Origin of the sequence: Pseudomonas sp. B21-059 (genome assembly GCF_026016285.1) — a bacterium.
In the GTDB taxonomy this organism is placed as follows: domain Bacteria; phylum Pseudomonadota; class Gammaproteobacteria; order Pseudomonadales; family Pseudomonadaceae; genus Aquipseudomonas; species Aquipseudomonas danubii.
In genome coordinates, this window is the sequence record NZ_CP087201.1 from 4093442 (window position 1) to 4108141 (window position 14700).

A 14700-nucleotide genomic window follows, 5' to 3' on the forward strand; every position below is an offset into this window, starting at 1 on the left:
GACTGCGTCTGCTCAACGGCCCGCCTCCTGGTGGGCCGTTGTGTTTGTGAAAGCGGCTGGCCAGTCACGCGCCGCTAGCGTACAAATCGTGGTCATCGATCACCCGGCTCGTAAGGCTGACAATGCGACTGCTTTTCCCCACCGTGCTTTTCACCGTCCTGTTGCTGGGGGCCACGGGTGCCCAGGCGGCCCCGCAACACGCCATGACCGTCTACGGCGAACCAGCCAAGTACCCCCAGGGCTTCAGCCACTTCGACTACGTCAATCCCCTGGCCCCCAAAGGCGGGACCCTGCGCCGCTCGGCCATCGAGATCGGGCGCTTCGACCACGTTCTGCCTTATATAGACAAAGGCATCGGCGTGTCCCAGCTCGACGGCCTGGTCTATTCGCCCCTGGCCCTGCGCTCCCTGGATGAGCCCTACACCGTCTACGGTCTGGTGGCCGAAAAGATGGAGCGCGCTGAAGACGGCCTGTGGCTGCGTTTCTACCTCAACCCCAAGGCGCGCTTTGCCGACGGCACCGCGATCACCGCCGAGGACGTGCGCTACAGCTATGACCTGCTGATGACCCAGGGCAGCATGCGCTACCGCACCCAGTTCGAAGACGTCAAAGGCGTCACCGTGGAATCGCCACGAGTGGTGCGCTTCGACTTCAAAAGCAATGAAAACCGCACCCTGCCCCTGGATATCGCGACCCTGCCGGTGTTCCCCGAACACTGGTGGAAGAGTCGCGACTTCGCGGGTGGCGGCGGTTACGAAGCCCCCCTGGGCAGTGGCCCCTATCGCGTGGCCAAAGTGGATTCGGGCAACAGCATCACCTTCGCCCGCAACCCCGACTGGTGGGGCAAGGACCTGCCGGTCAGCCGCGGCTTGTACAACTTCGATCATTTCAGCGTCGAGTACTTCGGCGACATCGATGTCGCCCGCCAGGTGCTGCGCGGCGGCGCCTACGACTACAACCGCGAGTTCTCCGCCACCGGCTATTCCATCGGCTACGACAGTCCGGCCCTGAACGACGGCCGCCTGCAAAAGGCCCACCTGGCTCAGTCGGCGCCGCAACCGGCCCAGGGCTATGTGTTCAATCTCGACCGGCCGGTGTTCCAGGACCGCCGGGTGCGCCAGGCCCTGGCCCTGCTCTGGGACTTCGAATGGAGCAACCGGCAGATGATGCGCAACCTCTACATCCGCCAGCAGAGCTTCTTCTCCAACACGCCCCTGGCCGCCCGCAGCCTGCCGGACGCCGAGGAGCTGAAGATCCTCGAACCCCTGCGCGGACAGATCCCCGACGAAGTCTTCACCCAGGTTTTCCAAGCGCCAAAAACCGACGGCAGCGGCGTGATCCGCGACAAGCAACTGCAAGCCCTGGCCCTGCTGGAACAGGCCGGCTGGAAAGCCGAAGGCGACAAACTGGTCAACGCCGAAGGCGAGCCCCTGAGTTTCACCTTCCTCATCACCCAAGGTTCCATCGAGCGCCTGCTGCTGCCCTACAAGCGCAACCTGGCGCAGATCGGCATCAGCCTGAACATCCGCCGCATCGACTCCTCGCAGTACGTCAACCGCCTGATGGCCCGGGACTACGACATGATCGTCACCGGCTACCCGGTGACCACTTCGCCGGGCATGGAGCTGTACAACTACTTCGGTTCGGCGGCGGCCAACGATCCGGGCTCCAACAACTACATGGTGCTCAAGAACCCGGCAGTGGACCGCCTGCTCAACGGCCTGGTGAAGGCCACCAGCCAGCCGGAGATGCTGCGCTACGCCCACGCCCTGGACCGGGTGCTGCAGTGGAACTACTACTGGATCGCCAACTACTACCCGCCCGGCACCTCCACGGTGTGGTGGAACCGCTTCGGCATCCCCAAGGTGCCGGCAAGCAACGACGAAGCCATCGAAAGCTGGTGGGAAGTCAGCAGCACCGCGCTGACCAATGAACAAATGGCCGCCGAGCTGATCCGCCGTGGCAAACCCGGAGGACGCCACTGATGCTGGCCTACATTCTGCGGCGCCTGCTGCTGATCATTCCGACCCTGCTGATCATCCTCCTGGTCAACTTCGTCATCGTCCAGGCGGCCCCCGGCGGCCCGGTGGAACAGGCCATCGCCCGCCTGCAAGGCATTGGTGGTGGCGGCAGCGTCGGCGGCTCCGCCGATGCCATGAGCAGCAGCGGCTCCCGGGCCAGCCGCGGGCTCGATCCCAAGCTGATCCAGGACATCGAAAAACAGTACGGCTTCGACAAGCCGGCCCATGAACGCCTGTGGCTGATGCTCAAGAACTACGCCCAACTGGACTTCGGCAAGAGCTTCTTCCGCGGCGCCACGGTCACCGACCTGATCCTGGAGAAAATGCCGGTGACCATTTCCCTCGGTCTCTGGGCGACCTTGATCACCTACCTGGTGTCGATCCCCCTGGGGATTCGCAAGGCCGTGCACCACGGCAGCCATTTCGACATCTGGAGCAGCACCGCGATCATCATCGGCTACGCCATGCCGGCCTTTCTGTTCGCCATGTTCCTGATCGTGCTGTTCGCTGGCGGCACCTCGCTGAACTGGTTCCCGGTACGCGGCCTGGTCTCGGACAACTTCGAACAGCTAAGTACCCTGGGCAAGATCGCCGACTACTTCTGGCACCTGGTATTGCCGGTCAGCTCCCTGGTGATCGGTGGCTTCGCCACCCTGACCATCCTCACCAAGAACTCCTTCCTCAACGAGATCACCCGCCAGTACGTGGTCACCGCCCGGGCCAAGGGCCTGAGCGAGCGCCGCGTGCTCTATGGCCACGTGTTCCGCAACGCCATGCTGCTGGTGGTCTCGGGGATTCCCCAGGCCTTTATCAGCGTGTTTTTCGCCGGTTCCTTGCTGATCGAGGTGATCTTCTCCCTCGACGGCCTGGGGCGCATGAGCTACGAGGCGGCGGTGTCCCGGGATTATCCGGTGGTGTTCGGTTCGCTGTTCATCTTCACCCTGTTTGGCCTCCTGATAAAACTCATCGGCGACCTGTGCTACACCCTGGTCGACCCGCGTATCGACTTCGCCGCGAGGAATGCCTGATGCTCAAGCTTTCTCCCGTCGCCCGTCGACGCTTGGACCGCTTCAAGAAAAACCGCCGCGGCTGGTGGTCGCTGTGGCTGTTCATCGGCCTGTTCATCCTGACCCTGGGCGGCGAGCTGATCGCCAACGACAAACCCCTGGTGGTCAGTTACCAGGGCTCGCTGTACTTCCCGGTGTTCAAGCGCTACACCGAGCAGGAATTCGGCGGCCAACTGCCGTTCCAGGCCGACTATCGCAGCGATTACGTGCAGCAGCTGATCCGCAAGGACGGTGGCTGGCTGCTGTTCCCGCCGATCCCCTTCAGCGAAGACACGCCCAACTACGACCTGACCCAGCCGGCCCCCAGCCCACCGAGCCAGGTCAACTGGCTGGGCACCGACGACCAGGCCCGGGATGTGGCCGCGCGGGTGATCTACGGCGCCCGGGTATCGATCCTGTTCGCCCTGGCGCTGACCGCCATCAGCGCCCTGATCGGCATCGCCGCCGGCGCCCTGCAAGGCTATTACGGCGGCTGGGTCGACCTCTTGGGCCAGCGCCTGCTGGAAGTCTGGTCCGGGCTGCCGGTGCTCTACCTGCTGATCATCCTCTCGGGCTTCGTCGAGCCGAACTTCTGGTGGCTGCTGGGAATCATGGCGCTGTTTTCCTGGCTGGCTCTGGTGGACGTGGTGCGCGCCGAGTTCCTCCGTGGGCGCAACCTGGAATACGTCAAGGCCGCCCGGGCCCTGGGCCTGAGCGACCGCAAGGTGATCCTGCGGCACATCCTGCCCAATGCCATGAACGCCACCCTGAGCTACCTGCCGTTCATCCTCACCGGCGCCATCTCGACCCTCACCGCCCTGGACTTCCTCGGCTTCGGCATGCCTGCGGGCAGCGCTTCCCTGGGCGAACTGATCGGCCAGGGCAAGCAGAACCTGCAGGCGCCATGGCTGGGGCTGACGGCGTTTTTCACCCTGGCGCTGATCCTTTCGCTGCTGGTGTTTATCGGCGAAGCGTTGCGCGATGCCTTTGATCCACGATCTTGAAGCGGACTGTAGAAATGCCTGACAACCTTATCGAAATCCGCCAGCTCAAGGTCACCTTCGGCGAGCAGACCGTGGTCCGCGACCTGAGCCTGGACATCCGCCCCGGCGAATGCCTGGCCCTGGTGGGCGAGTCCGGCTCGGGCAAGTCGGTGACCGCCCACTCGATCCTGCAACTGCTGCCGCAGACCGGCTGTAGCAGCTCCGGCAGCGTGCGCTACCGCGGCCAGGAGCTGATGGGCTGCGATCCGGCAACCCTGCAAAAACTGCGGGGCAACCGCATCGCCATGATCTTCCAAGAGCCCATGACCTCCCTCAACCCGCTGCACAGCGTGGAGAAGCAGATCGGCGAAACCCTGCTCCTGCACCGGGGACTGGGGGGCAAGGAGGCCCAGGCGCGAATTCTCGAACTGCTGGAACTGGTGGGCATCCAGAAACCCAAGGAGCGACTCAAGGCCTACCCGCACCAGCTTTCCGGCGGCCAGCGCCAGCGGGTGATGATCGCCATGGCCCTGGCCTGCGAGCCGGAGCTGCTGATTGCCGACGAACCCACCACAGCCCTGGACGTGACCGTGCAGCGCAAGATCCTGCTGCTGCTCAAATCCCTGCAACAGCGCCTGGGCATGTCTCTGTTGCTGATCAGCCACGACCTCAACCTGGTGCGGCGCATCGCCCAGCGGGTGTGCGTGATGAAGGCTGGAGAGATCGTCGAGCAGGCCGACTGCGACACCCTGTTCAACGCCCCACAACACCCCTACAGCTGCGAACTGCTGCACGCCGAGCCCGAGGGCCGACCGTTGTGCCGCGACAGCCGCGAAACCGTGCTGGAAGTGAACAATCTCAGCGTTGACTTCCAGATAGGCGGCGGCCTGTTCCGGCGCAAGGAATACCTGCGGGCAGTGGACGACATCAGCCTCAGCGTGGAGCAAGGCAAGACCCTGGGCATCGTCGGCGAGTCCGGCTCGGGCAAGTCCACCCTGGGCCAGGCGATCCTGCGGCTGCTGGATTCCCAAGGCAGCATCCGCTTCCAGGGCCAGGCCCTGGATAGCCTCAACCAGAAGCAACTGCGGCCCTGGCGCAAGCAGATGCAGGTGGTGTTCCAGGACCCCTTCGGCAGCCTCAGCCCGCGCATGTCGGTGGCGCAGATCATCAGCGAAGGCCTGGAAGTGCACAGCCAGTACGACGCCCGCCAATGCGACGAACAGGTGATCCGCGCCCTGGAGGAAGTCGGCCTCGACCCCGGCAGCCGCCACCGCTACCCCCACGAGTTCTCCGGCGGCCAACGCCAGCGCATCGCCATTGCCCGGGCCCTGGTGCTCAAACCGGCGCTGATCCTGCTGGACGAACCGACCTCGGCCCTGGACCGCACCGTGCAGAAACAGGTGGTGGCCCTGCTGCGCCAGTTGCAGGAAAAGTACGGCCTGACCTACCTGTTCATCAGCCATGATTTGGCGGTGGTGCGGGCCCTGGCCCACGACATGATCGTGATCAAGGACGGCCAGGTGGTGGAGCGCGGCGCCAGCCATGAAGTATTCGCCAACCCGCAACACCCCTACACCCAGGAACTGCTGGCCGCCGCCCACCCCGGCTGACCCAAGGGCCCCTTCGCCGGCAAGCCGGCTCCTACACGGGCGAACACATTCACCGCCACCGTAGGAGCTGGCTTGCCAGCGAAGACGTCCGCAAGACCACCACACCGCCCGAGGCCCCCTTCGCCGGCAAGCCGGTTCCTACAAATCGGGCATAATCCCTGCGCCCATTTTCAGGATGCCGCCATGAACGACAGCGAAAGCCTCAAGGATTACCAGCGTGTGCGCCAACTGGCGATCCGTTCGCTGTTCGAGATCATCGAGCAGTCCAGCGAAGGCACGGTGATCGTCGATCGCGACGCCAATATCGTCTGGATGAACGAGCGCTACGCCCGGCGCTTCGGCCTGGAATCGGCGGCCTTCGCCATCGGCAAGCCCTGCGAAAGCGTGATCCCCGGCAGCCTGCTGCGGGAAGTGGTACGCACCGGCCGCCCGATCCTGCTGGACATGCAGGACACCCCCAAGGAACCGCTGGTGGTGATGCGCCTGCCGATCCACGACGCCGCCGGCACAGTGATCGGCGCCATCGGCTTTGCCCTGTTCGACGAATTGCGCAGCCTGTCGCCGATGCTCAAGCGCTACCTGAGCATGCAGGAAGAATTGGCCTCCACCCGCTCTCTGTTGCGGGCCCGGCAGACCAAGTACAACTTCGCCCATTTCATCGGCACCAGCGCCGCCAGCCTGGAAGTCAAACGCCGGGCCCGACGCAGCGCCAGCGCCGAATCCCCGGTACTGCTGCAAGGCGAGACCGGCACCGGCAAGGAACTGCTGGCCCAGGCCATTCATGCCGCGTCGCCCCGAGCCCACAAGCCCTTTGTCAGCATCAACAGCGCGGCGATTCCCGAGGCGCTGCTGGAGGCGGAGTTCTTCGGCACCGCCCCTGGGGCCTTCACCGGCGCCGACCGCAAGGGCCGCGCCGGCAAGTTGCAGATCGCCCAGGGCGGCACCCTGTTCCTCGATGAAATCGGCGACATGCCCCTGCCCCTGCAAAGCAAGTTGCTGCGAGTGCTGCAGGAAAAAGAGTTCGAGCCGGTGGGCTCCAACGAAGTGATTCATAGCGATGTGCGGGTGATCGCCGCCACCTCCTCCGACCTGGAAGCGGCGATCAAGCGCGGCGAGTTCCGGGCCGACCTGTACTACCGGCTCAACGTGCTGCCCATCCAGGTGCCGGCCCTGCGCGAACGCCTGGACGATCTGCCGGCCCTGAGCGAAGGGATTCTCGAAGAGCTGCGCAGCCAGCATGAACTGGATCGCGAAGCCCTGGCCCTGCTGGCGCAACATGCCTGGCCGGGGAATATCCGCGAACTGCGCAACGTGCTGGAGCGCGCGGCGCTGCTCAGCGACGACCTGATACTCAATGCTGCGGACATTCGCGCGGCGATTGGCAGCTTCAGCCCGGTGCAACGCAATGCGGCCCCGGTGCCGGCCGAGTCGCCGAACCAGGACACCTTCGCCGCCGCCCGGGAGCGATTCGATCGGCAATTGATCAGCACCACCCTGGCGCAATGCGCCGGCAAGGTGGATGAAGCGGCCCGACGCCTGGGGCTGGGGCGCTCGACGCTGTACAAGAAGATGGCGGCGCTGGGAATCGCCGAGTCTCAATAACGAGACATAAATCCCGGTTTAGAGATAGCTGCTTTTGTCGCGAGGGGTTTACTCCCACTGGGCCGGACAGTGCCCCCAAACCCTTTGATTGCGGTCTTTCTGATACAACCCGACGGCCAGCCTGGGGAGTGCCGCGCACTCCAGCGGGAGCCTGCACTTTCGACTCACTGTCTCTATTTGGAGAATAAAATCTGGACAACACTCAAAAAAATAAAAAATACTCATATATCTCAATGACTTATCCATTTGGCACAGTTCTCGCTATAACGCTCTCCACACGCAACACCCGACAAAAATAACAATCCTGGAGAGACACACCATGAGTGTGATCATTGCCTTGGCAGCCCTGGCGCTGCTGATGCTGGCTGCCTACCGTGGCTACAGCGTTATCCTCTTTGCCCCCATCGCCGCCCTCGGCGCGGTGCTGCTCACCGATCCCTCTGCCGTGGCGCCCGCCTTTACCGGGGTGTTCATGGAGAAGATGGTCGGCTTCATCAAACTGTATTTCCCGGTATTCCTGCTGGGCGCGGTGTTCGGCAAGCTGATCGAGCTGTCGGGCTTTTCCCGCTCCATCGTCGCCGCCGCGATCCGCCTGCTGGGCACCCGCCAGGCGATACTGGTGATCGTTTTGGTCTGCGCCCTGCTGACCTACGGCGGGGTTTCGCTGTTCGTGGTGGTGTTCGCGGTCTACCCGTTCGCCGCCGAGATGTTCCGCCAGAGCAATATCCCCAAGCGCCTGATCCCGGCCACCATCGCCTTGGGTGCATTCTCCTTCACCATGGATGCGCTACCCGGCACCCCGCAGATCCAGAACATCATCCCCAGCACCTTCTTCAACACCACCGCCTGGGCCGCGCCCTGGCTGGGAGTGATCGGTACCATTTTCGTGTTCTGCGCCGGCATGCTGTTCCTCCAGCGCCAGCGCAACAAGGCGCAGAAGGCCGGTGAAGGCTACGGCACCGAGCTGCGCAACGAGCCGGAAACCGCCGAAGACCTGAAGCTACCCAACCCCTGGCTGGCGCTGTCGCCGCTGCTGCTGGTGGGCATCATGAACCTGCTGTTCACCCACTGGATTCCCCAGTGGTACGGCAAGACCCACAGCCTCAGCCTGCCGGGCATGGCGGCGCCGGTCACCAGTGAAATCGCCAAGCTGACCGCCATCTGGGCGGTGCAGGCTGCGTTGCTGGTGGGCATTGTGATGGTGCTGGTGTGCGGCTACTCGGCGATTCGCAGCAAGCTCGCCGAAGGCAGCAAAAGCGCGGTCAGCGGCGCCTTGCTGGCCGCCATGAACACCGCCTCTGAATACGGTTTCGGTGCGGTAATCGCCTCCCTGCCAGGGTTTCTGGTGCTGGCGGACTGGCTGAAAAACATTCCCAACCCACTGGTCAACGAAGCCATTACCGTGACCCTGCTGGCGGGCATCACCGGCTCGGCCTCGGGAGGCATGAGCATCGCCCTGGCGGCCATGTCCGAAAGCTTCATCAGCGCCGCCCATGCCGCCAACATCCCCCTGGAAGTGCTGCATCGGGTGGCCTCCATGGCCAGCGGCGGCATGGACACCCTGCCCCACAACGGCGCGGTGATCACCCTGCTGGCAGTCACCGGGCTGACCCACCGCGAAGCCTACAAGGACATTTTCTGCATCACCCTGATCAAGACCCTGGCGGTCTTCGTCGTCATCGCCACTTTCTACGCCACCGGCATTGTGTGAGGTATTCATGACCACTCTTTCTGGCAAGACCGCCCTGGTCACCGGCTCCACCAGCGGCATTGGCCTGGGCATCGCCCTGGTCCTGGCCAAGGCCGGGGCCAAGCTGATTCTCAACGGCTTTGGCGATGCCTCGAAGGCCATCGCCGAGGTCGCACAAGTCGGCGGCCAGGTCGGCCATCACCCGGCGGACGTCAGCGACCCGGCACAGATCGCCGAACTGTTCGCCTACGCCGAACGGGAGTTTGGCGGCGTCGATATCCTGGTGAACAACGCCGGCATCCAGCACGTGGCGGCGGTGGAGGAATTCCCCGTGGAGCGCTGGGATTCGATCATCGCCATCAACCTGTCCTCAGTGTTCCACAGCACCCGCCTGGGGCTGCCGGGGATGCGTGCCAAGGGCTGGGGACGGATCGTCAATATCGCCTCGGTGCACGGCCAGGTGGGTTCGGTGGGCAAGGCCGCCTACGTCGCGGCCAAGCACGGGGTGATCGGCCTGACCAAGGTGGTGGGCCTGGAAACCGCCACCAGCAACGTCACCTGCAACGCCATCTGCCCCGGCTGGGTGCTGACCCCGCTGGTGCAGAAGCAGATCGACGACCGGGTAGCGGCCGGGGCTGACCCGCAACAGGCCCAGCATGATCTGCTGGCGGAAAAGCAGCCGTCCCTGGAATTCGTCACCCCGTCGCAACTGGGCGAGCTGGTGCTATTTTTGTGCAGCGAAGCCGGCGCCCAGGTGCGTGGCGCAGCGTGGAATATCGATGGCGGGTGGTTGGCGCAATAACCCCACGCCCTGCATCCGGCATTAAAATCGGTTTGCGTGCAATTCAAGAAAAATAAGAGGCATCCCATGTCCGAAATACTCTGGCAACCCAGCGCCGAGCGTATCAGCAAGACCCGTATGGAAGCCTTCCGGCGCCTGGTCAACCACCGTCACGACCTCAACCTGGCCGACTTTCCCGCCCTGCACCAGTGGAGCATCGACCAGCGAGAAAGCTTCTGGCAGGCCATCGTCGACTTCTTCGAGGTCAGCTTTCACCAGCCCGCTGAATCTGTGCTGCGCGAAGGCCCGCAAATGCCCAGCGCCCAATGGTTTCCAGGGGCCACGCTGAACTTCGCCGAGCACCTGCTCAAGCGCCGGGACGACGCCGTGGCGGTGGTGGCAATTAACGAGAACGGCCAGCGCGAACCACTGACCTACGCCGAACTGGCGGCCCAGGTCGCCGGCCTGCAGCGCAGCCTGCGGGCTGCCGGGGTCGGCCTCGGCGACCGAGTTGCCGCCTGCATGCCCAACACCTGGCAGACCCTGGTGGGCATGCTGGCCAGCACCAGCCTCGGCGCGGTGTGGTCCAGCTGTTCGCCGGATTTCGGCACCCAGGGGGTGATCGACCGTTTTGGCCAGATCGAACCCAAGGTGCTGATCACCTGCGCCGGCTATCGCTACGCCGGCAAGGACATCGACCAGACCGCCAAGGTCAACGAGATCCTTGAGCGCCTGCCGTCCCTGGAGCAGTTGCTCATCGTGCCCTACGCCCGTCCGCAGACGCGGGTCGAGGACTACCGTACCCAGGCCCGGATCAGCCTCTGGGACAACTTCTATCAGCCCGGCGGCGAACCCGAATTCGTCCCGGTGCCCTTCGCCCATCCGCTGTACATCCTCTATTCCAGCGGCACCACCGGGGTGCCCAAGTGCATCGTCCACGGCGCTGGCGGGGTCTTGCTGCAGCACCTCAAGGAACACGGCCTGCACGCTGATCTCGGGCCCGGCGAGCGATTGTTCTACTACACCACCTGCGGCTGGATGATGTGGAACTGGCTGGTCTCGGCCCTGGCCACCGGCGCCAGCCTGGTGCTCTACGACGGATCGCCCTTCCATCCCACCAACGAGCGCCTGATCGACCTGATCGATAGCGAAGGCATCAGCGTCTTCGGCACCAGCCCCAAGTACCTGGCCGCCCTGGAAAAGGCCGGCAGCCGACCGCGCCTCAGCCACCGCCTGGACAGCCTCAAGACCCTACTCTGCACCGGCTCGCCGCTGTCGCCACAGAGCTACGACTACGTGTACCGCGAGATCAAAAGCGACCTGTGCCTGGCCTCGATGTCCGGCGGCACCGACATCGTCGCCTGCTTCCTCGCCGGCAACCCGATCCAGCCGGTGCGCCGAGGCGAGATGCAGGGCAAGAGCCTGGGCATGGCCATCGAAGTGTGGAACGACCAGGGCCAGCCGGTGACCGGCGAAAAAGGCGAACTGGTGTGCACCCGGCACTTTCCGAGCATTCCGGTGAGCCTGTGGCACGACCCGGACCAGAGCAAGCTCAAGGCCTCGTACTTCAGCCTGTTTCCCGGGGTCTGGGCCCAGGGCGACTACGCCGAACAGCTGCCCCATGGCGGCTGGCTGATTCACGGACGCTCGGATGCGGTGCTCAACCCGGGTGGAGTGCGGATTGGCACCGCGGAAATCTACCGCCAGGTGGAGAAACTGGAACAGGTGCTGGAAAGCCTGGCCATCGGCCAGAGCTGGGAACATGACGTGCGGGTGGTGCTGTTCGTACGCCTGCAGGATGGCGTGGTGCTCGATGAGCCGTTGCAGGAGCGGATTCGCCAGGTGATCCGCAGCAACACCACGCCGCGCCATGTGCCGGCGAAGATCCTCGCAGTGACCGACATTCCCCGGACCATCAGCGGCAAGATCGTGGAGTTGGCGGTGCGCAATGTGGTGCATGGCCTGCCGGTGAAGAATACCGACGCCCTGGCCAACCCCGAAGCCCTGGAGCAGTTCCGCGACCGCGAGGAATTGCGCCACTGACGACGGCCAACCACCGCCGGCGCAGCCCTTCGCGACGCAGGACCTGTAGCCGCTGCCGAGCCCGCGAGGCTGCGCAAAGGGCCGCAGGACCTTCAGCGATCTCAAGAGCAGCGCTTCCTGCGACGCAGTGCCGCCCAGAGCGTTCGCAGCCTGCGGCAGCGGCTACAGAGACCGTTCAGCCCCTCTAGACTGGTCATCTGCCGCAAAAGCAGGTGAAAATAACCCCGCCAGAAACACCTACAATCCATCCGTTTGAATATGCACGGCATGTCCATGCGACTTTTCCAGTACGCGAGCCATGACCTTGCCGCGTAACACCGCTGCGCCCAGGACACACCCGAGATGAATGCCCCCCACTCCGGCAGCGAAGCCGCCCACCTGATAGCCCGTCTGGACTGGTCCGCCACGGCCCTCGGTGAATCCGGCCACTGGCCCCAGAGCCTGCGCACCGCCGTGGACATCGTGATCCATTCGCCGATGCCGATGTTGCTGCTGTGGGGCTCCGAGCTGACCCAGATCTACAACGACGGCTTCGCCCTGCTGGCAGGCAACAAGCACCCCCAGGCCTTCGGCCAGCCGGCGCACCTGATCTGGCCAGAGCTGATGGACTTCACCGACCCGGTCTACCGCGCGGTGCTCAACGGCCAGGTGCGCAGCTTCAGCGAGCAGCGCTTCAGCCTGCAACGCAGCGACGGCACTGCACACGACCTGTGGCTGGACCTGACCTACAGCCCGATCCGCGATGAACGCGGCGACGTTGCCGGAATCCTGGTGACCGCCATCGAGACCAACGAGCGCCGGCGCATCGCCCTCGAACTGCAGCAGCGCTCCGACGATAGCCTGCGGGCCCAGCACGAGACCGAGGAGCGCCTGCAACTGGCCCTGGCGGCCACCGATGCGGTGGGCACCTGGGATTGGGACATTGGCGAAGATCGCTTTATCGCCGATACCCATTTTGCCCAGCTGCACAGCGTCGACCCGCAGCTATCCCGACAACTGCCCATCAGTGAGTACCTCAAAGGCGTGCACCCGGAAGACCGGGCCATGGTGGCCCGGAGCATCAAGCACTGCATCACCCAGGGCAGCGAATACGCCGAGGAATACCGCCTGCAACTGGCCGACGGCCAGGTGCGCTGGGTGTTCGCCCGGGGTCGCTGCTACAAGGATCACCACGGCCGGCCGACGCGCTTTCTCGGCGCCGCCCTGGACCTGACCGAACGCAAGCAGATGGAGCAAGCACTGCGCCAGAGCCAGACCGAACTGCAACTGATCATCAACGCCATGCCAGTGCTGATCGGTTATGTCGACCACGAAGAGCGCTTTCGCCTGAACAACAGCGCTTATCTGGACTGGTACGGCCTGACCCCGCAGGAGCTGTACGGCAAGACCATCCGCGAAGTGGTGGGCGACGAGATCTACGCCACCCGCGCCGAGAACATTGCCGCCGCATTGGCGGGCAAGCCTTGCAGCTTCGAAGCCAACTCGCCCCACCGCGACGGCCGCCCGCGCCACGCCCTGATGAAGTACCTGCCCCGCCATGGCGCCGACGGTGCCATCAACGGTTTCTACATTTTCGTCATCGATGAAACCGAGCGCAGACAGACCGAGGAGGCTCTGCGCAACCTCAACGAAACCCTGGAAGAACGGGTCAACCGCCGCACCGAGGCGCTGGCCGCCGTCAACCAGCGCCTGCAAAACGAAATGTTCGAGCGCGAACGCGCCGAGGACGCCCTGCGCCACGCGCAGAAGATGGAGGCTGTGGGCCAGCTCACTGGCGGCATCGCTCACGACTTCAACAACATGCTCACCGGCATCATCGGCAGCCTGGACCTGATGCAGCGCTACATCGACAACGGCCGCAGCGATGAGATCGGTCGTTTCACCGAAGCCGCCATGTCCTCGGCCAAACGTGCCGCGTCCCTGACCCACCGCCTGCTGGCCTTCTCCCGACGCCAGTCCCTGGACCGCCAGCCCCTGGACCCGAACCAGCTGGTGCGCTCGCTGCAGGAGCTGTTCAACCACACCAAGGGCGAACACATCCAGCTGCAGATGCAACTGGCGGACGAGGTGTGGCCGGTAAACACCGATGCCAGCCAGCTGGAAAACGCCTTGCTCAATCTGGTGATCAACGCCCGCGACGCCATGCCCGACGGCGGCCGACTGCTGATCGAGACCGCCAACAGTTACCTCGACGGCAGCGACATCAGCACCCTGGAGCCGGTCAAGGCCGGCGACTACGTGATGCTGGGGGTCAGCGACAACGGCGCCGGCATGAGCCCACGGATTCTGGCCAAGGCCTTCGACCCCTTCTTCACCACCAAGCCCATCGGCCAGGGCACGGGCCTCGGGCTGTCGATGATCTATGGTTTTGCCCAGCAGTCCGGCGGCCACGTGACCATCAGCAGCGAGCCGGGCCAGGGCACCTGTGTGCGCCTGTACCTGCCGCGCCTGCACAGCGCGCCCCTGGAACCGCTGCAACCCACGGGCAGCAGCGAGGCGCCCCAGGCCATGGCCGGGGAAAGCGTGATGGTGGTGGAGGACGACCCGGCGGTGCGCATGCTGGTGCTCAACGTCCTCAGCGAACTGGGCTACCGCGCCATCGAGGCCGAGGATGCACGCAGCGCCCTGCCGTTGCTGGAGTCGCCACTGCGCGTCGACCTGCTGGTGACCGACGTCGGCCTGCCGGGCATGAACGGCCGACAACTGGCGGAAATCGCCCGCCAACAGCGCCCGGGGCTCAAGGTACTGTTCATGACCGGCTACGCGGAAAAGGCCGCCGAGCGCCAGGGCTTTCTGGAGCCGGGCATGGACCTGATGGCCAAGCCGTTTTCCATCGAAGAACTGGCGCAGAAGATTCGCCAGATGATCGGCCGCGAGTCCTGAATTCAGGCATAATCCGCGGCCGCCGATTTCCCGCTACAAGG

9 protein-coding genes are annotated in these 14700 nt (G+C 64.5%); all 9 read left to right on the plus strand.

The window, feature by feature from the left end; all coding sequences use genetic code 11:
• Nucleotides 1-122: 122 nt before the first annotated feature.
• A complete protein-coding gene (locus LOY69_RS18070; RefSeq protein ID WP_265073352.1) occupies nucleotides 123-1985 on the plus strand; it encodes an extracellular solute-binding protein in 1863 nt (620 codons plus the stop codon).
• Complete coding sequence (locus tag LOY69_RS18075) at nucleotides 1985-3049, plus strand: microcin C ABC transporter permease YejB (protein ID WP_102864941.1); 1065 nt, start codon at nucleotides 1985-1987, stop codon at nucleotides 3047-3049. Before LOY69_RS18070 ends, LOY69_RS18075 begins: the two co-directional genes overlap by 1 nt.
• Nucleotides 3049-4071, plus strand: coding sequence for an ABC transporter permease (locus LOY69_RS18080; protein ID WP_102881500.1), 1023 nt, complete (start codon nucleotides 3049-3051; stop codon nucleotides 4069-4071). Before LOY69_RS18075 ends, LOY69_RS18080 begins: the two co-directional genes overlap by 1 nt.
• A 14-nt stretch (nucleotides 4072-4085) precedes the next feature.
• Nucleotides 4086-5660, plus strand: a complete 1575-nt coding sequence (locus LOY69_RS18085) for an ABC transporter ATP-binding protein (RefSeq protein WP_110596726.1) — start codon at nucleotides 4086-4088, stop codon at nucleotides 5658-5660.
• 183 nt (nucleotides 5661-5843) lie between these two features.
• Nucleotides 5844-7262, plus strand: a complete 1419-nt coding sequence (locus LOY69_RS18090) for a sigma-54 interaction domain-containing protein (RefSeq protein ID WP_110653574.1) — start codon at nucleotides 5844-5846, stop codon at nucleotides 7260-7262.
• A gap of 319 nt (nucleotides 7263-7581) precedes the next feature.
• Nucleotides 7582-8973, plus strand: coding sequence for a GntP family permease (locus LOY69_RS18095; RefSeq protein WP_102881503.1), 1392 nt, complete (start codon nucleotides 7582-7584; stop codon nucleotides 8971-8973).
• A 7-nt stretch (nucleotides 8974-8980) separates the two neighbouring features.
• Complete coding sequence (gene hbdH, locus LOY69_RS18100) at nucleotides 8981-9754, plus strand: 3-hydroxybutyrate dehydrogenase (RefSeq protein WP_123394467.1); 774 nt, start codon at nucleotides 8981-8983, stop codon at nucleotides 9752-9754.
• A 66-nt stretch (nucleotides 9755-9820) separates the two neighbouring features.
• The gene (locus LOY69_RS18105) at nucleotides 9821-11776 is read left to right on the plus strand and encodes an acetoacetate--CoA ligase (RefSeq protein WP_265073353.1); all 1956 of its coding nucleotides are present in this window, start codon (nucleotides 9821-9823) and stop codon (nucleotides 11774-11776) included.
• 342 nt (nucleotides 11777-12118) lie between these two features.
• On the plus strand, nucleotides 12119-14659 hold the full coding sequence (locus LOY69_RS18110) for a PAS domain-containing sensor histidine kinase (RefSeq protein ID WP_110596722.1): 2541 nt from the start codon (nucleotides 12119-12121) through the stop codon (nucleotides 14657-14659).
• Nucleotides 14660-14700 lie beyond the last annotated feature (41 nt).

Coding starts and splice junctions, on each gene's coding strand:
- LOY69_RS18070 (WP_265073352.1), top strand. CDS start 123: ATGCGACTGCTTTTCCCCACCGTGCTTTTCACCGTCCTGTTGCTGGGG.
- LOY69_RS18075 (WP_102864941.1), top strand. CDS start 1,985: ATGCTGGCCTACATTCTGCGGCGCCTGCTGCTGATCATTCCGACCCTG.
- LOY69_RS18080 (WP_102881500.1), top strand. CDS start 3,049: ATGCTCAAGCTTTCTCCCGTCGCCCGTCGACGCTTGGACCGCTTCAAG.
- LOY69_RS18085 (WP_110596726.1), top strand. CDS start 4,086: ATGCCTGACAACCTTATCGAAATCCGCCAGCTCAAGGTCACCTTCGGC.
- LOY69_RS18090 (WP_110653574.1), top strand. CDS start 5,844: ATGAACGACAGCGAAAGCCTCAAGGATTACCAGCGTGTGCGCCAACTG.
- LOY69_RS18095 (WP_102881503.1), top strand. CDS start 7,582: ATGAGTGTGATCATTGCCTTGGCAGCCCTGGCGCTGCTGATGCTGGCT.
- hbdH (WP_123394467.1), top strand. CDS start 8,981: ATGACCACTCTTTCTGGCAAGACCGCCCTGGTCACCGGCTCCACCAGC.
- LOY69_RS18105 (WP_265073353.1), top strand. CDS start 9,821: ATGTCCGAAATACTCTGGCAACCCAGCGCCGAGCGTATCAGCAAGACC.
- LOY69_RS18110 (WP_110596722.1), top strand. CDS start 12,119: ATGAATGCCCCCCACTCCGGCAGCGAAGCCGCCCACCTGATAGCCCGT.